We start from the raw sequence: 22,149 nt of genomic DNA on the forward strand, positions 1-22,149 counted from the left end.
GAAGGCGTAGCGGGCCCTACGGCGAGGACCGGCAACACCGCCTCGGAGGCGCACCGGCAAGCCCTCCGGGAGCGCCTGTCCGGCCGCGCAGCGGTGTTGCGCCTCTTGCCAAGGGCGACGGTCATTGGCTGCGAGCCGCGCCTTGCTCCACGGCCGGACAGGCAGCTCAAAAGATAACGAATTTCGGTTACAGGACACTAGTGAGGTTGCCAATGTGAGCACGGCCAACACGCGCACTTACTGGGTGCCGGGGAGTGGCGCACGGCAATGCGCTGGGGCACCACACGGCGCGCCAGGATGGCGCCGTGTTGCAAGCGTCGTGCTTGCAGCGCTGTTGCTTGGCGCCTGTAGCGACCCGGAGCCGCTGCGGTGGTATACCGACGAACAGGTGCAGATCGGTGAAGGTGTCTTTCAGGCCGAGTGTGCTGTCTGCCACGGAGCTCAAGCCCAGGGATCGGACGATTGGCGCCAGCGCGACGAAGCCGGCCACATGCCGCCGCCGCCGCTGGACGGCACGGCGCACGCCTGGCACCACCCGCTCCACGAGCTGCGCATGGTCATCCACGACGGCTGGAACAACATGCCGGCGTTCGGGGAGAGGCTGGATGAGGCGGAGATCGACGCGGTCATTGCCTGGTTCCAGTCCCAATGGAGCGACGCGATCCACGAGGCGTGGCTCGAGTACGACGAACACGGCCAGGCCGGGCACGGCCCCGCCGATGGCTCGGATGATTGACCTTCAACGCCGGCAGGCCTGCCCCGATGGGTCAGGCCTCAGCCTGCCAGCAAGTAGATCACGGACAGGAGCAGTACCAGAACCAGCATCTGCACCCCAACCCAGGGGATATCCGGCTCCCTGTGCGGCAGTAGACGTCCAGCCAATTGGCGCCAGGGGATGTCCTGCGGTAGCGCGGGCCTACGCGCCGACAGCGCGGTGGCAGCACGGACCGCGGCGGCGTAAGCCCCGATCACGCCCCGTTCGACGGGGACAACGATATCGCCCTCCGGCAGCACTCGCCACGGGCGCAGCATCCTCGCGGCAAGTACGGCGCCACCGATACCGAGTGCCAGCGGCCACACCGCATCCCACAGGGCGCCTGCCTGAAACGCGTAGGCCCGGCCCGCAGGCCCGGCGAGGGTCCAGGGCAAGAGCTGCCCGGCCGCAATCACCAGCAGCCAGGCCGCGATCGCCACACGCGCGATTGCGCCGGCGTTTTTGGCTCCACTTGGCCAGGCAAGCACCAGAAAGCGCGCCAGCAGCAGGGTCGTGGTCACGCTCGTGAAGGTGATCAGCAACGGCAGGGGATCGGGGACGGCCGACTTCACCGCAGCCTTGGCGACGAGGCCCGAGGTCACGGGCGCTCCGGCGATCGCCAGGGCCGGCAGCACCATTACCATCGCCATGGCGCGCCCACCGGCCTTGATGTGGTCCATTGCCAGGAACAGCGCCCCTTTGGCCAGCGCGTGATGGGTCGCGAAGACCGCGATCACTGCAAGCAGCACCGGCGCCTCGCCCCGGCCGGCGATCAACAGTCCCACGGGTACCGCCAGCAGGCCCATTTGGCTGATGGTGGAATAGGCCAGGACAGTCTTGGCCCTTTTCTGGAAACAGCCCACCAGGGCCGCGAGGAAAGCGCTCGCGAGGCCTACCGCGGCAAGCGTGTCGCCAGCGGCGGCGAGTGCCGGCTCGGCCTCTGGCAGAAATCGCAGCCAACCCAGCAGCCCGCCCTTGACGATGATCCCCGAGAGCACGGCGCTCGCGGGCACCGGCGCCGTGGGGTGGGCCAGGGGCAGCCAGACGTGGACTGGAATCAGCCCCATCTTTACCGCGAACCCGGCCAGGAACAACCCACCAACCAGCCCCGCGCGCTCCAGGTCCGCATACACCCGGTCCATGTCCGCGGCCACTGGGTTGCCCGCTTCGGCGGCCAGCAGGAAAAACCCGCTTAGCAACAGGCACTCGCCGGCGACGGCCAGCACCAGGTAGATGCGCCCGGCGCGCACGGCCTCGCGGGTGCGGTCGTGGATCACCAGCCCATAGGCGGCGAAGGTCATGACGGCGAAGAACAGGTAAAACGCCGCCACGTCCTGGGCGATCAGCACGCCCAGATTGCCGGCGAAGGTGAACAGGAAGCAGCTCGCGAACAGCGCACCGCCGTCGCCGGCGAACAGTGACCGTGCGCTGGTGGCCGCCGCTACCCAAAGCAGCGCAGCAGCAACCAGCAAAGGCGCGCCGGTTGCGTCGGTGGCCAGTGTCGTGTCAAGCAGCAGCCAGGGCAGTTCCAGGGGGCCAGGGTTCAGCGCCGCCACCAGGATCGCCAGCAGCGCTGTCACTAGCACTCCCACGGTGACCCCGCGGGCGGCGATGCGCCCGGCAAGGGCAAGAATCGCCAGAACGCCGGGGAGCAACGGCAATAATGCCAGCAGTGCGTTCATAGCCCGTACTCCCGCACCACGATCAGTTCCACCCAGCCCAGGGGGCTCCAGGCGAACGCAGCCAGCAGCCCGACACCCATCGCCGACAGCCCGGTGAACACCGTGGGCCAGAGCAGACCGGGGTGCGCCTCGCCACGGTCCTTGTCCGTGATGGCAAGCGGCCGGAACCAGGCCCGGTGCAGCAGCGGCAGAAAGTAGATGGCGTTGAGCACGGTGCTACCCAGGAGCACCGGGATGACCCAGTACTGATGCGCATCCACGGCGCCAAGCCCCAGGTACCACTTGCTGATGAACCCCGCCAGCGGCGGCACGCCGATCATACCAAACGCCCCCAGGGTGAACATGGCGGTGGTCCAGGGCATGCGCCGGCCGATGCCGTCGAGCTCGCGGATGGCGTGGATGCCGTAGGTCTCCGCGTAGGCGCCGGCGCAGAAGAACAGCGTGATCTTCATCAGCCCCTGGTGGACCAGATGCACCAGCCCGCCGATCGTCGCGAGCGGGCTCCCCATGGCCACGCCCAACGCGACGTAGGAAACCTGGCTGACCGTGGAAAATGCCAGCCTGCGCTTTAAGTCCGTCTGCCAGATAGCACGCAGCGAGCCGTAGATGATGGTGATGGATGCGACGACCGCCAGCGCCGTGCCCAGGTGGAGTTGCTGCACAAGCTCCACCCCGTAGACGTCGTGCACCACCCGGACGATTCCGAATGCCCCCGCCTTGACTACCGCGACGGCGTGCAGTAGCGCGCTCACCGGTGCCGGCGCCACCATGGCCGTGGGCAGCCAACCGTGCAGCGGCACGATGGCGGCCTTCACGCCCACACCGATGATCAGCAGCACGAAGATGGCCGTGAGCGCACCCGCATGGTCCTCGCCCAGGTGCAGCAGCTCGCCACCGGCGACGAAATCGGTGGGGCCGGCCAGGTGATAGAGCAGCACAATGCCCAACAGAAAAACGGCGCCGCCACCCAGGGTGTAGTGCAGATACGTGCGGCCTGCGACCATGACCTTGTCGGTGCCCCGGTGTATCACCAGCGGCCATGTGGCAAGGGTGAGCAGTTCGTAGAACACGAAGAAGGTGAACAGGTTGCCGGCCATGGCGATGCCCATGGTGGCGGTGACGCAGAGGCTGAAAAAGCCGAAGAAACGGGCGCGATCGGGCGCGCGCTCAAGATAGGCGATGGCATAGACTGTGGTCACCAGCCAGAGCACCGCTGAGAGGCTCATGAATAAAAGCGCCAGCGCGTCCGCCTGCAGGACCAGGTTCAGGCCCGGGAGCAGCGGCAGGTGCACCACGAAGGTGTGGCCGAGGTCCACGCCCCAGAGCATGATGGCCACGAGGACCAGCTTGAGCACAGCCCCGGAGAGGTTGAAGGCGGTGCGAAGCCGCTGCCATTTCTCGCCCGCGATGAAGACCGCCACTGCGGTGACCAGCGATATCAGCAGCACCCACAGCGGCATGGCCTGGTAGAGCGTGCTCATGGCGCAGCCCCCGGGAGTCCGCCGAGTAGCCCCAGAATCGGCGCCGTGGTGAACCCCAGGACGATGGACAGTACACCCAGGAGCAGGGCCGTCCAGGACATCAGCCGTGGCGGCACCGGCCCCTCGATTTCAATCGTGGGGCCAGGCGCATTCAGGAACGCGTAGCGGAGCACGCGGAAGATGTAAGCAGCGGCCAGGAAGCCGCCGACAATGAGCACCAGCGCCCACCACCATTGCCCCGTCTCCAGCGCGGCGCTTAGCAGCAGCCACTTCGCAATGAAGCCGCCGCTCGGTGGCAGCCCCATGATACTGACCCCCGCCAGCGCGAAGGCGAACACGCTGAGCGCCAGGGGACGGTCCAAACCCCGCAGTTCCCGCAGCCGGTCATGGCCGACGTACAGCAAGACGTTGCCGGCCGCGAGGAACAACGCCGCCTTGGCGACCCCGTGCGCTACGCCGTGATAGACGGCGCCCTCCCAGGCCGTGGCCACGGCCATGGGGAAGAACAGCAGCATGTAGCCGAGTTGCGCCACTGTGGAATAGGCGACCACCAGCTTCAGCCGCTCCTGCCGGAAGGCCTGCACAGACCCGTAACCGATGGCCGCGGCGCCGATAATGCCGAGGAGTTGTGCGGCCGCGTCCACTGTTATCCCCGCCAGGGGTTCGGTCCAAAGGCGCAACAGGAGATACATGCAGGATTTCACCACCAGCGCCGAGAGCACGGCGCTGACCGCGGCCGGGGCGTTGCCATGGGCTGCGGGCAGCCAGATGTGGAACGGCACGATGGCCGCCTTGATCAGGACGCCGACGATGAGACAAGCCGCCGCCATGTGTCCGGCTGGCCCGCCCTCGGCCAGCGGGCCGGCGATCAGTGTCAGGTCCAGGCTGCCGGCCACGGCGTAGGTCAGGCCGACGCCGGCCAGGTAAACCAGCGAGCCGAACAGGGCGAAGTGCAGGTAATTGAGCGCCGCCGCCACCGTCTTGCGCGGGCCGGCGACGAGCACCAGCGGTATCGCGGACAGGGACACCAGTTCCAGGGCTACGTAGAGGTTGAACAGGTCCCCGGAGACGAACAGGGCATTGAGGGACCCCCACAGCAGCAGCCACAGGGCCCAGAAATGGGAGTTCACCGCTCCGGAGCGTCCGTGGGCCCCCAGCGCGTAAAGCGAGACCAGGCCGCCGACGACGTTGTTGAGCAGCAGCATGACCGCGGCAAGCCCATCCACGCGCAGAGGGATCCCCAACGGTGCCTCCCAGCCGCCCAGCATGTGCTGGATGTCGCCCTGGTTCGTCACGCTCCCGACCAGGGCCAGGGCGCAGACCGTCGTGGCGCCACTGACCACCATCGGCCAGACGGGTACGGCACGGGGTCCCATCAGGAACTGCAGCACGCCGCCCAGCAGCGGAATGAAGACAGCGAGCACGGGGAGGAACTCAGTCATCGCCGTGGTCTTGCTTGCGATTGGCGTCCAGGATGCGGCGGCGGATCAGCGCCAGGCCGAACGCCGTGGCGCTCACCGCGATGACGATCCCCGTGAGCACCATGGCGTGGGGCACCGGATCGGCGTCGCCCGGAAGCCAGTACGCCACCAGAATGAGGGTCATGAACACGCCGTTGCCGAAGATGTTAATGGCCAGCAGGCGTCGCAGCGGGTGCTGCTGCGTGATAAAGCCGTAGAAGCCCACGGCGATGAGTGCGGCGGCGGCAAGGGCAAAGGGTTCGGGCATGATGCTCAAGCCGGCGCCCCCCTGAGGCCGTTGGTTCCGGTGAACAGGAGCAACAGGGTCAGCCCGATGGACAAGGCCAGACTGAACTCGATGGTCACCATCAACGGGTACACCAGCCCTTCCGGGTAAGCCATGAAGGCCCCTTCCAGCGGCATCAACAGCAGCCCGATGACGGTGAACACCGACACGCCCAGGATCAGCAGCGCGCGCAGGAGCAACGAAACCTGCGCGTCGCCGCCCAGGCGACCACCCAGTACCAGCATGACGCCGGCACCGGCCAACACCGCGCCGCCCTGGAAGGCCCCACCCGGGCTGTGGGCGCCGGCCCAGACCAGGAACGTACCCATCAGCAGGACCAGCGGCGTGAACACCGTGACCAGCACGGGCAACAGGGGCGACTCCGTGCCGGTGTCCTCCGCTGCCGGCCGGTGAATGAGCGGCGAACGCAGCAGCACCGCGCCAATGAGCGCCATGAGCAATACGCCCAATTCGAGCAGTGTGTCGTAGGAGCGGAAGTTAAGCAGCACCGCGGTCACCGGCTGCTCCACACCGGCTTCGCCCAGGGATTCCAGGGCCAGGCCGCCGGCGCGATCACTGTCCACCTCCACGGTGTGGAGCACCACTGCGAAGGCCGTCCCCAATGCAATGCTGCCAACCGCCGCCGCCGTGCGTACCCAGGGCGAGGGGGGCGGACCCTCACCTTGGTCCGGCCCGGCGTCACGCACCACCCGCCAGGTGCTCAGCAGCAGCACGCCCAGCAGCCCGGCGCCGATGCCGGCCTCGGCCAGGGCCAGGTCCGGAGCGTCCAGTCGCGTCCAGGACAGCGCCAGCATCAGTCCGAGGACAATAAAGGTGACGATCGCCTGGAACAGATCTCGGACGGTCACGCAGCGCCAGGCCAACGCCGCGATGATTAGGGCCAGCAGACTGTCGAAGACCATCATTCGCGGGTCTCCTCGTGGTTGTCGTGATGCAGGCCGTGGCGTGCGACCAGGTGACAGGCGATGGACGATGCCATGGCTGCGAGCAGCCAGGTCAAGGCAATCAGCAACACCAGCTGCCAGGTCAGGGCGAGCACGGCCACGCCGGCCGCCAGCAGGCCAAGCCCCGTGTTGTCCGCCTTGGTGAGGGCGTGCAGCCGGGTAAAGGCATCCGGGAAGCGCAGCAGGCCCACAGTGCCGGCGAGAAAAAAGACCAGCCCGGCGGTGATGAGCAAGGCGGCCATCCAGTGCGTCATGGCTTACTCCTGGCTCCGGGGATGACGGACGAAGGCAACGGCGATGAGGGCGGCGAACAGGACGAAAACCAGCGCCACATGGACGAGCGCCGGCATGGCCAGGGCTTCCGAGAGCAGCAGTAGGATCCCCACGGTGGTGGTGCCGGAGAGTTGCACGGCCTGGATGCGGTCTGCGCGTGTGGGCCCCAGGGCCATGCGCACCAGGCCGAGCGCGAACAGGAGCAGGAGCACCAGGGCGGCCAGGGTGAGAAACGCCGTCATGTGCCGGCCTCCCTGGTCTCGTCCCCGAAAATCGAGGCGACGGCCTGTTCCAGCTGGGGCAGGCCCGCCGCCATCTCCGGCGTGAGCACATGCACGCGCACCGTCCCGTTGCGCAGGTCGGCCGCGAGCGTACCCGGCATGAGGCTGACCGTCACGAGAAACAGCGCCCGACCTGCCGGCGTGTGCAGCCGCAGTGGGTAATCCGTCCACGTGGGCGCCATCGGCATTGCCGGGTGCAGCGCCCGCCAGGCCACATCAGCGCCGCCGCGCAGCGAATTGACCAGGAACAGCCCCATGAAACGGAGGATGGCGAAAGGCCGGGGCCGATGGAGACTGCCAGGCGCCAGCCACGCACCGATACCAGCCCCAATCAGCGCTGCCGGAACACCGTACAGCCAGCCAGTCCCGCCGCTTAGCAACGCCCAGAGTGCTAGCAGTGCCGCCGCCACCGCGATAGCCCAGGGAATCCGATAGCTCCAGTCAACCACGCCACACACCCCGTGAGCATCCGGAGAGCTCTCCAGTCCAGGGACGATTCACACCGGACGGCCTCACCATTCGGGCACCCATGGGGCGCACCGGGCTGTGTTTTTACCAGTAAATGAGGATTGCAGACAACCGCCGAGGCGAGGGGAATCCCCAGCTCACGGCACAAAGCGGGGGTCATTTACTCCATCGTCACCCGGACGCCATCGCCCACGCGGTCTCCCGGATGCGTGACGACGGTCTCGCCTGCCTCCAGCCCGTCGCGCACTTGCGTGCTCAAGCCGCTCCGGCGCCCGGGCGTTATCTCGCGCCGCTCAGCACGGCCATCTGTGACCACAAACACGGCCCATTGATCCGCGCTGCGGAACAAGGCGCTGGTGGGCACCTGGAGCACGTCGTCGTCCTCCCACAGAATGAAGCGGGCCTCCACCCGGTAACCGTCACCGAGATTGGCCCAGTGCTCGTGCTCTGAGGTGATGGCCACGCGCACCGGCACACGCTGCTCGTCCACCCCCAGGGCGGATACCCGCAGAAAGCCGCCTGGCTCCACACGGCGCACCCGCCCTTCCAGGTCCGCGTCACCACCCCAGCGTTCCAGGACGACGCGCATCCCCGGGCGCACCCGCACCGCATCCATGGATAACAGATCCACCTGCACCTCCAGGGTGGAGAGGTCGCCCACGTCCAATATGGGCTCGCCGGCGTTCACCGGCCCTTCGCTGTGGCGGTGCCGTGCGGTAATCACGCCGCCAATGGGCGCGACTGCCTGAAGCCGCGGTTGATCCCCGCGGGCGCGCTCGCCGTCGGCGATCTCCAGCACGGCGCGGGCGGCTTCCAGTTCGAAACGGGCCACCGCCACAGCATGCTCAGCTGCGCGTTCGGCGGTGCGGCTGGCATCACGCTGCGCGCGGATGCGCTCCATCGCCTCCGTGGACACCAGGTCATCCGCGTACAGCTGCTGATAGCGCTGGTAATCGGATCGCGCCAGCTCGTACTGGATTTGTCGGGCCTCCAGTTCCGTCTCCGTGGCCTCCAGACGCGCTCTCGCCGCGGCAACGGTCTCCCGGGCCTGGCTGCGGGAGCGCGCATCCAGCGCCGGTGCGGGCGCGGGCTCCAGCTCGAACAGGAGCTGTCCGTCGTCGACTGCATCCCCCGGCTCCAGCGTCACGCGTCGCAGGTAGCCGCCTATCGGGGCCGAGACCGTATGTGGATTGGGTAATCGGGTGCGGCCCTCGTCTTCAACGGTCTCGGCGAAGTGGCCGCGCTCCACGGTTACAGTGCTGACTGGCACAGCCGCGGGCCGAAGGGCGAGCGCCAGCAGGCCGAGGACCGCCAGGCCGAATAGGGAGAGGATGATCTTCTTGCGCGTACTCATGGGGGTTACTCAACTGTCTTCAAAGCGGAAACCATGTCCAGACGGCGCAGTCGGCGCGCGATCAGCAGCACAGAGAGCGCTGTGGCCAGCAACACGCCACCGGCGGCGAAGGCATAGGTCTGGGGGGTGATCACGAAGGGGATGCGCATCAGGTCCATGGTCATGGCGTGGCTGAGCCCCAGGGCAAACCCGGTTCCGAGCAGCCAGCCCACCGGAATGGCCACCAGAGTGAGCGCACCGATCTCGCCGAGCAGGATCCAGCTTACCTCGCCACGGGTGTAGCCCAGCACCCGCAGGGTCGCAAGCTCCCGCGCCCGCTCGGCAAAAGCGATCCGCGCGTTGTTGTAAGCCACGGCAAAAGCAATGGAGCCTGCCAGGAGCAACAGCACCCCCATCATGACCAGCACCGTGTCCTCGATATAGTCGCGGATTGCGCTTTCCGCCTCGCCGATCAGTCCGATGCTAGCGACCCCCGGCACATCCCGCAGGGCATCGAAGAGCTGCTGTTCCATGCTGCCATCGGTCAGCAGCCACACACCGGAAATTGCCGTGCCTTCGCGCATCAGGCGATTGAGCGCACGGCGCTCCATATACGCGCTGACACCCACCGGCTCGCTGACCGTCGCCGCCAGTTCGACGGCCAAGGTGCGCCGGTGCCCCTCCATCACCTCCACATACACGGTGTCTCCCGGGCGCACGCCCAGGTGCTCCGCCAGGAAGTCCGTGAGCACCAACCCCGCCGGCGGCAGGCGCATGGGTTGATGGCGATCGTCGATCAAGCGCCGGAGCTGCGGCTCGGCGTCCATGCCGAGGATGGCAGTGCGGTAATCATTGCCATTGGCCGCCAGGCGAACGGGGACATTACGAAAGGCCTCGGCGTAGTGCACCCCCGGCTTATGCCGGAGGCCCGCCACGGCATGGGCTGACGTGGGTTCCGAGAAGTACAGGTTGACGTCCATTGTGTGTACCAGACGGTACTGGGTGTCGAGCATATGATCCACGGCGTTGAACTGGTAACTGCCGAGCAGCAACAAAGCCGCGGATAAGGCGATGCCCAGCACCGAGAGACCGGCCTTCAAGCGGTGCCGTCCCAGGTTGCGCACAATGATGCGCGTCGGCTGATCCAATAGACTGCCCAGCCGCGAGCGCTCCAGCCACCCCTGCCGGAAGGTCTCCGGTGCGGGCGGGCGCATGGCCTCGGCCGGAGGCAGTTTCACGGCACTGCGTACCGCCCGGTAGGTCCCCAAAGCGGCCGCACCGGCGGCGACCACCACGGCCAGCAGCAACACCGGCGGCTGCAACCGGAAACTCATGGCCGGGAAACGGAAGTACTCCATGTACACTGCCGCCAGCGCGTCCGCCGCCCAGGCGCCGAACCCCACACCGGCGGCGACGCCAATCAGCACAATCAGCCCCGTGAGCAAACCGTAATGCACGGCCAAGTCGCCGTTGCTGTAGCCAAAGGCCTTGAGCACCGCCACTTGCTGGCGTTGGGTGCGCACGACCCGGCCCATGAGGACGTTCAGCAAGAAGGCCGCCACGCCGAGAAACAGCGTCGGCAGCACCACGGCCATGACCCGCAGCTGATCGAGCTCCATGGCCAGAAAGCGGTGCGAGGACTGGTCGTCGCGGCCATGCGCTCCGGTCCCGCCGTAGCGTGCGAGTATGGCATCCAGCCTCTCGATTACCGCGGCCTCGTCGGCTTCCGCCTGCAGCGTCAGCACGACGTTGTTGAACGCGCCGTCCATGCCGAAGGCGTTGGCCAGTGCCCGGCGGTTCATCCACAGCACGCCGTAACGCTCGTAGTCCGGCAGCAGATCGGCGGGGCCGATCTGATAGACGAACTCCGGCGAGAGCGCCACGCCGCTGACCGTAACGGCCTCCAGGCGCCCGCGGATGATGGCCGTCAGCCGATCTCCGGGGCGCAGGCCGTGGGCCTGCGCAAAGGGCTCGCTGATCACCACCTGATCGGAGCGGCCGGACTCCGGCAGTCCGCCCTCGCGCAGGAACAGCCGGTTGAGGGCTGGCTGCCGGCCGTCGGGAACGGAGACCAACTGCCCGCGCACGGGGTCGGCAAAGCCGGGGACTTCCAGGCGCACGGGGGCCAGCACGCGCGTTTCCACGTGGTCGACGCCGGTGATCTCTTGGAGCCGCTCTGCGAGACCGTCGGGGGCGCGCTTGAGATCGGTGAAGACCTCGGCGAAGCGGTAGTCCCGGTAGAAACGGTCTTTGGTCAAGCTGATGGCATCCAGGGTGGTCACCGCAATGATCAAGGTCATGACGCCGGCGGCGACTACCACGGCAATGGCTGCCACCTGGCCCTTAAGGTCGATGAGGTCCCGCAGCAGCTTTCTGTGGATGGCTCGCATGGCGCGTAACAAGGATCCTGCTCGGGCCGGCGGTGGATCAGGGGGCGGCACGCGGCTGCGCCTGGCAAGCGCTGCACAGGCGGGCTTGGGCTGCCGCTGCAACTGGGAGGAATGTAGCAGCTCGGGCGCTTGGGGGTTTGATGCAGGTCAAGCGGGCGGGCGCCGAGGCCCTCTCAAGCAGGAGGGTTCATCGGCGCCGCGGGCATCTGAGCAAGCGTTGATTGCACTCACCCGATTGGCCCGAGGCCGGCGAGGCGCTTTGCCACTCGCTCACCCCCAGGCTGGACGGGTCCAAACGAGCGGGCCCAGTCATCTGAAACGCCCGCTACTCTGGTGTTTCACTAGGTTCGCGAAAGCAAAAGTCGGGGGTCACCGCAACGTGACGGGGGGACTCGGGCGACAAATTGCTCGAGATCTCGGCGAACAGCACGACCTGCTCGGAGTGCGGGTTGTCCTCATCCGTAAAGGGCTCGTGGTCTGCTTGGAACAGGCCCCTCGCATCGTAGGACCCGCACCCATATCCACCAATGTCGAGGCAATCACCATCGCCAGTGACACAATCAAAGCGGGGGTAACGCACGATGACGGAGGCCTTGCCGCCTTCCGTGCTCGCGACACCGTCTGGGAGGGCGCTGAAGTCGTGGCCAAGGACGGTGACGCCGTAATGGGATTTCCCCACCCAATACCGCAGCCCGTCTTGGTCCTGCTCATAGCTGGCATCGACGTCCAGACTATTGGGCCCGGTAACGGCGGAGACAACACGGCCTCGATCCGAGAAAACGCCACCGAGAAACAACACCTGGGCGCCATCGGCATAGAGGGGTTCGAATTGCCGGACAATGGGGTCGTTGAATGTTCCCGCAAGCGGATCCTCCGAGACCAACTGATTACTCCCCGCACTGATGGAACCATCGTTTCCATACGCCGTGATGGAGTCGATTACACGCAGGCGCACCAGGGTGCCGTCGGGTGCGGGCTGGCCGCCGTTTGCGGTGACGCTTACCCCCACTCGCTTATGCAAGAAACCATCATTAGCATCTTCAATTTCGACTACAGTGATTTGTATTCCATCCACGAGCAAAGTAGACGAACCGCCCTCGGTCTCATTCTCGCTATCGCTATGACAACCTGTCATGAAAAACGCCATCAAAACGACGAATACACTGATACGTTGCGTTCGCATGTCGACTCCTTGGGTCAGAACACCGAAATCCATTTGCGTTGGCCAGCTCCGCGCTGGCATGCGCCGCCAGCCCCCAGCGCGACGCCCTCCTGATTGATTCTCACCGTTCTCGGTTGCCCGCGCTTGGATTCTCTTGCAGCACCGTAGGACTATTTTGCGGGGCACGTGGCAGGACGGCGACTGGCGGGTGTGACGGCGTAGCGCGCCAGTGCGAACGGGCGTGGCAAGCCATAAGCAACGACGCGGGGGACCGTGACGCCAGGGTGCTGTAACCCGATGTTGGTCGGCACCGCCGCCCAGGTCATCGCCGGGCGTTCAACGACAAGGACTGCCCACGGCCTTTGCGAGTGTCAATGCGCTCCTTGGCAGCTGGCGGTGGGGGATACGCCGGGCGCGCTCACCAGGTGAGCTCCGAGGGTGCCTTGCGGTGGGCATTCACATGCACATGGGACACCCGCCCGTCGCTGAGCCGGATCACGCGGTCGGCCATCTCGCCGATGACCACGTTGTGGGTGATCACCGCAGTGGTGGTGCCCAGCTCACGGTTGACATGCTCGATGGCCTCCAGCACCTGCACACCGGTACGGGAGTCCAGCGCCCCGGTGGGTTCGTCACACAGCAGCACGGCCGGCCGTTTGGCGATGGCGCGGGCGATGGCCACGCGCTGCTGCTCACCGCCGGAGAGCTGAGAGGGGAAGTGGTCCAGGCGCCGCTCCAGCCCGACAAGGGCGAGCGCCTCCTCAGGCCGCATGGGGTTGCGGCTGATGTCGGTGACGATGGCCACGTTTTCCCGGGCCGTGAGGCTCGAGATCAGATTGTAGAACTGGAAAACGAAACCGACATAATCGCGGCGAAAGGCCGTAAGGACCTTCTCCCCCGCGCGCACCAGGTCCTGATCGCCGTAGCGCACCTGCCCGTCCGTTGCGCTATCCAGGCCCCCCAGGATATTCAGCAGTGTGGACTTGCCCGACCCGGAGGCGCCAAGCATGACCGTGAGCTCCCCAGCAAAGAGCTCCAGGTCCACGCCCCGCAGGGCGTGGATCACCACCTCGCCGTGGCGGTACACCTTGGTCAGACCCGCGGTGGCGAAGACGACTGCGCGCGGGTGAGCTTGTGATTGTGCCATGGGGGGTTCCGGTGCCGTGACGTGCCGCTGAATGTAGCAGCTCCTGCGTCCGGGCGGTTGACGTAGGTCAACCGCGGGGGTGGCCCGCAGGGTTGTGCGCGTCCCCTATGATCCCTGGATAGCCCCCATGCCATGCTTTGCAGCCTTTCGGCTCGCCGAGGGCGTTATGTGCGGAGGGGGTGTCGATGCGGACCCCCCCAGCAGTGCGGGCTGACTGTCCTTGTCATTGAGCCGCTTTACTGGAACAGGTGGGCTATTCCGGCGTGGTGACCAGATGGATGATGTTCGCCGGGTTGGATACCCAGAACCCCCTGAACCCTGGCGGCAATGGCTCAATCTCATCACGGCGGGCGCAACCGCTTGCCTCCAGATGGCTCGCAGCCAGCTCCACATCGTCGGTTACCACTTCAAGCCAAAGCTCGGCTTGGCTGAGGCCGGGCACGCGGTCAATCCATAGTATTTTGTCGCCGAAGGCGAAGCGGGACGACTCGGTGCTGCTGGGCACGGAGTCGTCCAATTCCGGCAATCCCAGAGCGTCCCGATAAAAAGCGACCGTTTGCTCGTACTCATGCGCGGGTACTTTCATGGCGATATTTCGGCCTGGGGCGTACTGTGGTTTCATCGAAACAGGTCTCCACGGTCAGCATTCACGGGCCCGCAGGCGCTCGTGGCCGTACTTCGGACTCGCCAGGCCATTGACAACCCGCCGCCGTGGCTGCCGGCGGCACCCCGCATGCCAGGCAGGTTCGGCGTGGATATGTCTGCCCACAGCGTTGTCCACGCACGCACACCAGCGCCGCCCACGTGGTGCTATCCGCGAATGACACCACCGGAGCGTTGATAGCGTCTGGCTTCCGCCGTTAGCTGCCGCTCCAGCGCTTCCAGATCGTCTTCTTTATTGTTGTTATTCGCGGCACGCCGAGCGAGTTCCTCATCAATCTGGCCTGACAGCCACCGGAGTTGGCTGTCAGGCCAGGCGTTTCGGTCGGCAATGTTGCGTGTGAGATCTTTCACCATTGAGTCAGTACCTCGACTGTCCTGTTTACGGGTCTATAACGGATACCGGAAAAGCGAAATGAGCAGTTTCGTGGACAATACGCAGCTGCGGTGGTTCACGGTCATTCCCCGCGCCTGGGCGTCGGGATCCCCGGGCTTTCCGGGGATGGACGGTCGCGCGTGCACGAGTCGCCTATTCGCCACCGCTGGCGGTGGTGTCAGCGGAAACCGCCAGCGGTGGCGAATCGAGCCCGACACGTATTCCGTCCGGACGGCTTCGATGGCGGGCGCGGCATCACATTGCGCTCAAAGATGCCCGAGCTCCTCGAGGAATGCCCCCATTTTACTGATCGGCCCAGCCGCCTTATCGCCTTTCTGAGCTTGGGCTTGCCATATCCTCGCCCCGGCCTCGTCCATCGCTGCCAAGACATCGTCCGGCAGTTCCCTGAACTTCTCCCCTTGCGCTTCGTTGGCCGGCGCAGGGCGATCGATTTCGCGATCTCGACGTGGGCGGTCACACGCCAGAGATGCTCATTGAGCGTCTGCACCAGAACCCGTTGAATATCGGCGGGCAATCGCTCCATCGCTTCCAGGTTGATCACGCTCGCATTGGACGAGATGCTTATTGACGGCCTGATGTGGTCGTTCGTCACTTCATAAGGGCCCAATCCGGCTGCACCGGTCGCGAAAGCCTGATAAAGCTCCTCACCGGGAATCATTGACGCACTCGCACGGGCATCAGTCAAGACGGTTTGCAACGTACCGGATGATCGAATGACCATTCCTTCGAAGCCATCCAGAGACTCTATAGGCTCTCTTGCGACCGGCTCGGTCGGCTAAAATATACGAGTCCCGTCGTAGACGCCGTGCCGCTCGAGAAACGCGTCCTGTAATGCCGATTCGAAGCCTCCATGAAAGTGGAAATGCGCAGCCTCCCGGACGTAGTGATATAGCACATCGCACAAGCTGCGCCAGAGGCGGCCAGAGGGGTCACGCCTGTCGCTGCAGCCATACCTGCAAACCCTGGGTATTCATCTGCAGGTCCAGGGCCAGCGTCTGCTGGACCTTCTGCTCTGACATTTCCTTACCGTGCGCTTGAAGCTGCTGGGTCAACCTTCCCACCAGATCCTTGGCGATCGCGTTGGCCTGCGCGTCGCCGGCATCCCGATGGCGATGCGCGATATCCACATACGCCTCCAGTTCGCGATGCAAGTCGTCAGCCAACCGGTCGATCTCTGTCACCTGACTGAAATGCGCCAGGTAGATGGCATCGGGTTCGAGATTACGCAGTCGCTCAACGGAGCGGTGTGCCGCTTGCGGATCGAAGTGCACCGGCGACGTGGAGGGGAAGATGAATGCCCCATTGGCGGTGTCCAGTGAACGATAGGACACACCGAAGGTATCCCCTGAGAACACCACATTGGCCGAGGTGTCCACGATGCTGTAATGGTGATTGGCGTGACCGGGCGTATCCAGGAAGAGGAGATCGCGTGTGCCGAGCGGCAGTCGGTCGCCCTCGTTCACCACCTCGATCCGTGGCTCGGGCACCGGGACGAGTTCGCCATAATCGCGGGCCATTGCGCGTTCGCCGTGGATCGCCTTGGTGCCCTCATAGAGGCCCGAGGGGTCGATCATATGTCGCGCCGCGCGCGGGTGAACCACCAGGGTGGCCTCCGGTAGCTGACGCATGAGCTCGCCGGCACCCCCGGCATGATCCAGGTGGACGTGCGTGACGCATACGTAGCGTACCTGGCTTCGGGCCACTTTTTTTCTTTCAAGGGCCCGGAGAATGAGCGGCACGGAAAAGTTGCTGCCCACATCAACCAGGGCGGCCTCCTTGGCATCCACTACGAGGTGGCTTGCGACCAGCCGTTTCGTCCCCGCGAACTCGGCGTCAATGGCGGTGACCCCGGCGGGGTAGTTGGTCATGCTCGGTTCGGACATGTAAACGGTCCTCGCGTAATCGGCTGCCGCGGCGCGGGAGCTGACTGCGATTCTACACACAGACGCCCCGGTCACTCATCCGTGTGCATCCGATGCGCCCTCGTTGCCGCCGCGTGCGCTTGCCGGGCGGAATCGCTACAGTGTGCTCTCATCTGCCGAGACGCCTATGCCTGTCATCGAGCACCAAGACGACATCGAGGCCAGCCCTGAGGCAGTGTTCGCGCTCGTGGGCCGGGTGGAGCAGTTCGCCCACTATAGCGACGCCATCGATTCCATTGTGCGCCTGGGCGATAACCGTTACGAATGGCTGGTCCGCGTCGCCGGCTTGCCCCTGCGCTTCGATGTCGAGATCACGGAATTCAGTCCGCCGGAGCGATTCGCCTGGCGCTCCGTGACCGGCGTCCCCACGCGGGGGTGCTATCGCCTGATTCCCATCGAGGGAGGAACACGCATCCACCTGACGCTGGAGTATCGGCTATACAGCAGAAAAATCGAAAGGGCCGTCAACGTGGCCGCGAAACCGCTCCTGCGCATGCTGAGCCGGGACATCATCGGCAACGTGGAGAGGGAGCTCAAGGCGCAGCAGCGCGGCCGGGGATAGTCTCGGGCCGTTCGTCTATCTGTCGTGGCGAGTGCCGGGCCTGCGCTCCACTGCAATCGGTGGCCGCTCAAGTCGGCTTGCTCTACCTCACAGCGGCCCGGTTTTTTGGGCAGCCCTCCCATGGTTCAGTCCAGCGGCTTGCTCCAGAATAGCAACGGCTTTGTCGTTTCCTCGCTCTCGCCCACATCGCGCCATGGGAAGCCGGTAACCAGATCCCCGCGCGGCTCGAAGCCGAAATGCCGCCAAACCGGGTCAAGCGGTTGGTAGTCGGCGGGTTTCAGTGGGTGATCATCCGGGCGCTGCACGGCGCAGAAGGTTACGTACTCATAGTCGCGGAACGAGCGCGCGTGATCCTCACGCTCGCGGAAGAATTGCCGGTACAGCCCGCGGCCGCGATAACCGGGCAGCAGTACTGACTCGGCGAAGTAGAACACACGCCCAACGTCCAGGCCGGCATCGAAGAACGGCTGCTGGAGCTGCGGGTCTTCGTCGCCAAGGGGCATGGCGGTGGTGACGCCGACGACCTCGTCACCGTCGAGCACCGCCAGTGCGAACGAGCGCGGCGAGTCAGGATAAATCTGCAGGAAACGGCGTTCATACGCCGCGTCACCCTCGTACAGGTACGGCCATTCCCGGAACACCGTCATGCGCAGGCGGGCGATGTCCCACAGCCGGTCCTCGAGACCGGCACCGTAGAGCCGTTCGAATCGCAGTTTGTTCATCGGTGGCCTCCCTGGCGAGGTCAGTAAACCGGCGGGCTCCGGGAACAAGATAGCGTTAAATGCACCTTTGGACGACCGCACAATGGCGATCCATGGGTCTGGAGCTGCGCCGAGGCAGACGCGCTGCCCTTCGCCATCCCGGTCCCCGGCCGCGGCGACGCCAGGCGGTAACGCGCCCACGACCACTCCGTCAGGCGCGCACTCGGCGCTCATCCCGGTAATCAAGCAGGCGATACCACGCCGTTAGCGCCGCGATGGCGGGACGCCGCAGGGCATGCAGCGGTAGGGGTCGCGGTGGCGTGGTCGGGTAATCGAGCGTGTGTACAGACGCACCGGTGACCAGGTCCGCGAGCAGTCGCCCCATGGTGACCGCCATGGCCACACCGCGCCCGTTGTATCCAAGCGCTGCATAGGCGTTGTCCGCGAGAACGTGGAGGTGGGGCAGATGATCCGCCGTCATGGCGACCCGGCCGGCCCAGGTGGTCTCAAGCGCAACACCCTCGATACCCGGGAATAAGCGGCACGCCTCCCTGTACAGCACGGCCGTGTCGGCCATGCCCGGTCGCTCCCGAAATGGCCCGCGGCCGCCCATGAGCAGCCGGCCCGCGGCATCCAGACGGTAGTAGCGCATCAGGCGCCGCGTGTCCGAGGCCACCTGGCCGTGCGGCAGTATACGCTCGCGCAATGCCGGCGCCAGGGGCGCGGTGGCGATCTGTTGGCTGTAAACCGGCACGATGCTCCGGGCAAGTCCGGGCCAAAGGCCGTCGGTGTACCCGTTGGTCGCCAGCACCAGCCTTTGCGCCCGCACGCGGCCGGCGGGCGTCGCCACCTCCCATAAGCCGGCTGCGCGGCGCAGTTGCGTCGCACGCGCATGGCCGTGGACCGCGACCCCCATATCGGCCGCCACGCGTGCGAGCCCGCGGGCCAGCGCCAGCGGCTGGATGGAACCCCCGCGCGGGTCAAGCCAACCGCCTACGTAGACACTCGGAGCACACCCCAGCAGGCCCCGCACCTCGTCGCCGTCGAGGAGCCGGGCGTCAACACCGCGCTGGCGCCATTGCTGGGCGCGGCCTCGCACGGCCACCATGGCACCGGCGCAATGTGCCGGTTGTATCCAGCCCGCCTGGCGCGCGTGGCAGTCGATTTGATACCGGGCGACGAGCTCGAACAAGTTCTCCGCCGCGCCGCCGACGGTGCGCACCACCCGCGCTCCCCACTCAGGGCCGTAGCAGGCCTCGAGCGCCTGCGGGTCTGCCTTCAGTCCCGGAATGACCTGGCCGCCATTGCGACCCGAGGCACCCCACCCCGGTTCGGCGGCGTCCAGCACGACAACCGCCTCGCCCCGCTCGGCAAGGTGCAGCGCCGCCGAGAGCCCGGTGAATCCGCCGCCGACCACGACCGTGCCCGCACTCGCATCGCCCACCAGAGGCCTCCAGTGCAAGGACGGATCGGCGCTCCTGGCCCAGATGGAACCCGGCTCGCGCGGCTCGTCCAGCTCGGGAACATGCGCCATATGCCCTTCCTGATTACTGTCTCGGCGCCACGCCGGCTGCTCACCGGCGGGCCGCCGGCCGCCGCCAAAACCCGTTTGGGCGAACGCCCTGAATGCGTCCGCAAGTCACGCACGGCCCGCGCGCAGTGTAGCCATCCAATGACGGGCCAGTCGCTATGCCCTTCGCTCACCTTTGGCCGATGCAGGGCACTGCCGTGACCCAATGCTATCCCACTGCGTCCCCGGTTGACTCTGGCGATCGACAAGGTGCATGACCTCCATCGAGGTGCGGGTAGAGAGCGACGTGGGCGGCAGGCCGCGTAGAGGGCCTTTGGCACATCACCGGGCGTGGCCGGTGCCTGTAAGCGTGAGGCGCCGCCTATGCTGATCATTCTCGAACAGGCAGTGAAGGTGAGCGTGAATCCCGCGGATGCCGGCGGAGCGCGTTAGGGATCGCGCTGGAAGCGGGCAGCGCCGCGGCGCGGAGACTTGGGGGTTGTCACCGGACAATATAGCCCGTGGGGGCGCATGGCCCGGGTACTCGCGGAGTGGCCGCCGCGAGGGTTCACGCACCGAGGTTTTCCAGCGCCTCGCGGTAGCGCTTCAGGTCCTTTTCGGAGAAGAGGACGAAACGCACCTCTTCGATGGCGCCGGGGTGTTCGCGCAGGTACCCTGCCACCATCGACAGGGCAAGCGGCGCCGCCTGATCGATAGGGTAGCCGTATACGCCGGTGCTAATCGAAGGGAAGGCGATCGTGCGCAGTCCCTCCTCCCGCGCCCGCTCGAGGCAGTTGCGGTAGGCGCGGGCGAGCAGGTCGGGCTCTCCCGCCGCGCCGTCCTTCCACACCGGTCCAACCGTGTGGATTACCCTCTGTGCTGGCAGCTTCCCTGCAGTGGTCACTACGGCCTCTCCGGTAGGCAGCCCGTTCGGGTAGCCGGAGCGGCGGATCCCTTTGCACTCCTCCAATATCTCCGGTCCGCCACGGCGGTGGATCGCACCGTCCACCCCGCCTCCGCCCATGAGCGTAGAGTTGGCGGCGTTGACGACGGCATCCACGTCCTGCTCGGTGATGTCGCCCTGCACCAAGCGCAGGGTGGTCTCTGCGATCTGCAATGTGTCCATAGCCATCCTCCCTATATGGATATGGCGCTGTACCGCCGCGGGCGCAGTGCGTATTCGGTGCCAAGTAGCGCCATCGCTCCCCTGGGCCCCGCTCGTCACCCCCGCTTCCAATCGGTCGTTCCCCCCGCTCTCGCTTTTGGGGTAAGGGTATCGGCATACGATGCAAGGTGAAGGCTCGCCACTTGGCAATCTGCGGGCGGCACAGCGTCCTGGTGCGAAACCCGATTTGGGATCAGCGGCAGGAAACCCGACCCCCTGTGCCCGAGTATAGACCTCCAATGGCGGTACGCCTCCAGCCGCTCCTGGTGGGAACATCCCACAGCGTGGCGAGGTTCGCGCGACTAGCTGCGCACCGGGCAAAACCTCCGCGCAGCGGAGTGGGTAAAACAGGGCCGCGCCGAATTGCGCTCGTTGCATTTCTTCTCGGCGGGTGTCCCGGTTGTGGGCGACGAGGCTATCGCCCGCGCCGAACACCGGCCCCCGGCAATCCGGGTCAAGACCCGAATCCGGATCAAGACCCGCCAAAAAATGGCCCAGATACTGGCGAGGTAAGGCGCTGATTCGCTTCAGAAGGATTTGTCGATGCTTTCCTTCACATCACCGGCGCCTTTCTGGACTTTGCCGCCGGCATCCTGCAGTTTCCCTTTGTTTTCCAAATCCTTGTTGCCGACAGCCTTGCCGATGGCCTCCTTGGTCTTGCCTTTCGCCTGGTCGACGCTTCCTTTGACTTGATCTTTGTTCATGATGTGGTTCCTGATTAAAGAGGGTCGACAATGACCCGGAGCGCCCTGCTCGATAGCCGACGCTCACAACGTACAAAGTAGAACACACAACAGGCTGCCGTCTGTGCTTCGGCAAACATAAGCAATCCTGCAAACCCGAGCGCGCCGCGCTGCTGGTGGAGTAAGGATGGGCGGTGTTATTCCCATACGGGGGTGTTGCAGAAACGCCACGGCTGCCCGGGCGAGCTCCGCGCCGTGCGCGACGTTCTTAGGGATCAGCTCGCCTACCTGGCCCGTGTCGGCATTAACGCATTCGAGATCCGGGAAGACTGCTCCATTGAGGATGCGCTGAAGGCCTTCAGCGAGTTTTCAGGCCATTACCAGGTGGATCCGCGGGGACGCATCCCATTGGAGCTTCGGCGGCGTCAACGTCAATCAGCGGCCGCGGCGTGATGGCGTGCGCCGGGCTACTGCGGGCCCGGCCCACCTACGCTGCCATCAGCTCGTCGCTGCGTGCGACCACCCAGTCCCGGATTTCCCGAGCCGGTAACGGCCAGTCGGTGTCCAGCATCATTACGTGCGCCATCTCCGGGTAGATCTGGAGATCGGCGCCGTAAGTACGCGCCGTGTCTTCGACCTCAGCAACGGAGAACGCCGAGTCCTGACCCGCTCCGAGCACCGGCATGGGCGGAAGGTGCATCCGCCAGCGCTGCGGCAGGTCCATGAACGTCATGTCCAATAGCGCCCGCTGGGATTCGCTCAGCATGCGAGTGCTGTAAGCAGTTTCCACCTCGGGATCGAGGTCCTGGGGGAGGATGCTGCGGACGGCATTGTCCTTATCGACCGGATCGAGACCGCCCCCCTGAA

24 protein-coding genes are annotated in these 22,149 nt (G+C 65.8%); 3 read left to right on the plus strand and 21 right to left on the minus strand.

The features are described 5' to 3' along the window. Positions 1-319: 319 nt before the first annotated feature. Positions 320-736 (plus strand): cytochrome c, encoded by a 417-nt coding sequence (locus QZT63_RS09520; RefSeq protein ID WP_290650651.1) that lies wholly within the window; start codon positions 320-322, stop codon positions 734-736. Between the two features lie 38 nt (positions 737-774). Here the strand turns inward: QZT63_RS09520 and QZT63_RS09525 are convergent, their stop codons facing one another. The 16 genes from QZT63_RS09525 to QZT63_RS09600 all read right to left on the minus strand — a co-directional run bounded on the left by QZT63_RS09525 (position 775) and on the right by QZT63_RS09600 (position 16,622). Beyond that, positions 775-2,436 (minus strand): complex I subunit 5 family protein, encoded by a 1,662-nt coding sequence (locus QZT63_RS09525; protein ID WP_290650653.1) that lies wholly within the window; start codon positions 2,434-2,436, stop codon positions 775-777. Next, on the minus strand, positions 2,433-3,917 hold the full coding sequence (locus QZT63_RS09530) for a proton-conducting transporter membrane subunit (RefSeq protein ID WP_290650654.1): 1,485 nt from the start codon (positions 3,915-3,917) through the stop codon (positions 2,433-2,435). The genes QZT63_RS09525 and QZT63_RS09530 overlap by 4 nt, the downstream gene beginning before the upstream one ends. After that, the gene (locus QZT63_RS09535) at positions 3,914-5,359 is read right to left on the minus strand and encodes a proton-conducting transporter membrane subunit (protein ID WP_290650655.1); all 1,446 of its coding nucleotides are present in this window, start codon (positions 5,357-5,359) and stop codon (positions 3,914-3,916) included. Before QZT63_RS09535 ends, QZT63_RS09530 begins: the two co-directional genes overlap by 4 nt. Then, the gene (locus tag QZT63_RS09540; RefSeq protein WP_290650688.1) at positions 5,352-5,645 is read right to left on the minus strand and encodes a cation:proton antiporter subunit C; all 294 of its coding nucleotides are present in this window, start codon (positions 5,643-5,645) and stop codon (positions 5,352-5,354) included. The genes QZT63_RS09535 and QZT63_RS09540 overlap by 8 nt, the downstream gene beginning before the upstream one ends. Positions 5,646-5,650: 5 nt before the next feature. Continuing rightward, on the minus strand, positions 5,651-6,589 hold the full coding sequence (locus QZT63_RS09545; protein ID WP_290650656.1) for a hydrogenase subunit MbhD domain-containing protein: 939 nt from the start codon (positions 6,587-6,589) through the stop codon (positions 5,651-5,653). After that, a complete protein-coding gene (locus QZT63_RS09550; RefSeq protein ID WP_290650657.1) occupies positions 6,586-6,882 on the minus strand; it encodes a monovalent cation/H(+) antiporter subunit G in 297 nt (98 codons plus the stop codon). The genes QZT63_RS09545 and QZT63_RS09550 overlap by 4 nt, the downstream gene beginning before the upstream one ends. Before the next feature lie 3 nt (positions 6,883-6,885). After that, positions 6,886-7,143, minus strand: a complete 258-nt coding sequence (locus tag QZT63_RS09555; RefSeq protein ID WP_290650659.1) for a monovalent cation/H+ antiporter complex subunit F — start codon at positions 7,141-7,143, stop codon at positions 6,886-6,888. Continuing rightward, complete coding sequence (locus QZT63_RS09560) at positions 7,140-7,631, minus strand: Na+/H+ antiporter subunit E (protein ID WP_290650661.1); 492 nt, start codon at positions 7,629-7,631, stop codon at positions 7,140-7,142. The genes QZT63_RS09555 and QZT63_RS09560 overlap by 4 nt, the downstream gene beginning before the upstream one ends. Positions 7,632-7,810: 179 nt before the next feature. Beyond that, entirely contained in the window at positions 7,811-9,004 is a 1,194-nt protein-coding gene (locus tag QZT63_RS09565; RefSeq protein ID WP_290650663.1) for an efflux RND transporter periplasmic adaptor subunit, read from the minus strand. 5 nt (positions 9,005-9,009) lie between these two features. After that, positions 9,010-11,373, minus strand: coding sequence for an ABC transporter permease (locus QZT63_RS09570; protein WP_290650665.1), 2,364 nt, complete (start codon positions 11,371-11,373; stop codon positions 9,010-9,012). 325 nt (positions 11,374-11,698) lie between these two features. Next, the gene (locus tag QZT63_RS09575) at positions 11,699-12,556 is read right to left on the minus strand and encodes a hypothetical protein (protein ID WP_290650667.1); all 858 of its coding nucleotides are present in this window, start codon (positions 12,554-12,556) and stop codon (positions 11,699-11,701) included. 397 nt (positions 12,557-12,953) lie between these two features. Continuing rightward, positions 12,954-13,682 (minus strand): ABC transporter ATP-binding protein, encoded by a 729-nt coding sequence (locus QZT63_RS09580; RefSeq protein WP_290650669.1) that lies wholly within the window; start codon positions 13,680-13,682, stop codon positions 12,954-12,956. 253 nt (positions 13,683-13,935) lie between these two features. After that, positions 13,936-14,304, minus strand: a complete 369-nt coding sequence (locus tag QZT63_RS09585; protein WP_290650671.1) for a VOC family protein — start codon at positions 14,302-14,304, stop codon at positions 13,936-13,938. 188 nt (positions 14,305-14,492) lie between these two features. Beyond that, positions 14,493-14,699, minus strand: a complete 207-nt coding sequence (locus tag QZT63_RS09590; RefSeq protein ID WP_290650673.1) for a hypothetical protein — start codon at positions 14,697-14,699, stop codon at positions 14,493-14,495. A gap of 197 nt (positions 14,700-14,896) precedes the next feature. Continuing rightward, complete coding sequence (locus QZT63_RS09595; protein ID WP_290650690.1) at positions 14,897-15,487, minus strand: hypothetical protein; 591 nt, start codon at positions 15,485-15,487, stop codon at positions 14,897-14,899. Positions 15,488-15,668: 181 nt separating this feature from the next. Continuing rightward, positions 15,669-16,622 (minus strand): MBL fold metallo-hydrolase, encoded by a 954-nt coding sequence (locus tag QZT63_RS09600; RefSeq protein WP_290650675.1) that lies wholly within the window; start codon positions 16,620-16,622, stop codon positions 15,669-15,671. Positions 16,623-16,788: 166 nt separating this feature from the next. Between QZT63_RS09600 and QZT63_RS09605 the strand changes: the two genes are divergently transcribed. Then, positions 16,789-17,223: an SRPBCC family protein gene (locus QZT63_RS09605; RefSeq protein WP_290650677.1), complete on the plus strand. Its 435-nt coding sequence runs from the start codon at positions 16,789-16,791 to the stop codon at positions 17,221-17,223. A 125-nt stretch (positions 17,224-17,348) separates the two neighbouring features. On the opposite strand, the gene QZT63_RS09610 is transcribed toward QZT63_RS09605, so the two are convergent. From QZT63_RS09610 to QZT63_RS09625, 4 genes are all read right to left on the minus strand, one after another. Further along, the gene (locus QZT63_RS09610; RefSeq protein WP_290650678.1) at positions 17,349-17,945 is read right to left on the minus strand and encodes a GNAT family N-acetyltransferase; all 597 of its coding nucleotides are present in this window, start codon (positions 17,943-17,945) and stop codon (positions 17,349-17,351) included. A gap of 190 nt (positions 17,946-18,135) precedes the next feature. Then, on the minus strand, positions 18,136-19,458 hold the full coding sequence (locus QZT63_RS09615; RefSeq protein ID WP_290650680.1) for an FAD-binding oxidoreductase: 1,323 nt from the start codon (positions 19,456-19,458) through the stop codon (positions 18,136-18,138). A 544-nt stretch (positions 19,459-20,002) separates the two neighbouring features. Then, positions 20,003-20,560, minus strand: coding sequence for an O-acetyl-ADP-ribose deacetylase (locus QZT63_RS09620; protein WP_290650682.1), 558 nt, complete (start codon positions 20,558-20,560; stop codon positions 20,003-20,005). A gap of 566 nt (positions 20,561-21,126) precedes the next feature. Beyond that, complete coding sequence (locus QZT63_RS09625; protein ID WP_290650684.1) at positions 21,127-21,303, minus strand: CsbD family protein; 177 nt, start codon at positions 21,301-21,303, stop codon at positions 21,127-21,129. A gap of 117 nt (positions 21,304-21,420) precedes the next feature. On the opposite strand from QZT63_RS09625, the gene QZT63_RS09630 reads away from it, so the two are divergent. Next, the gene (locus QZT63_RS09630; protein WP_290650692.1) at positions 21,421-21,735 is read left to right on the plus strand and encodes a DUF934 domain-containing protein; all 315 of its coding nucleotides are present in this window, start codon (positions 21,421-21,423) and stop codon (positions 21,733-21,735) included. Positions 21,736-21,769: 34 nt separating this feature from the next. Here QZT63_RS09630 and QZT63_RS09635 read toward each other — a convergent pair. Then, positions 21,770-22,149 (minus strand): hypothetical protein (locus tag QZT63_RS09635; protein ID WP_290650686.1); only part of this gene is annotated, 380 nt, incomplete at its 5' end.

The organism is Aquisalimonas sp. (assembly GCF_007120195.1).
In the GTDB taxonomy this organism is placed as follows: Bacteria; Pseudomonadota; Gammaproteobacteria; order Nitrococcales; family Aquisalimonadaceae; genus Aquisalimonas.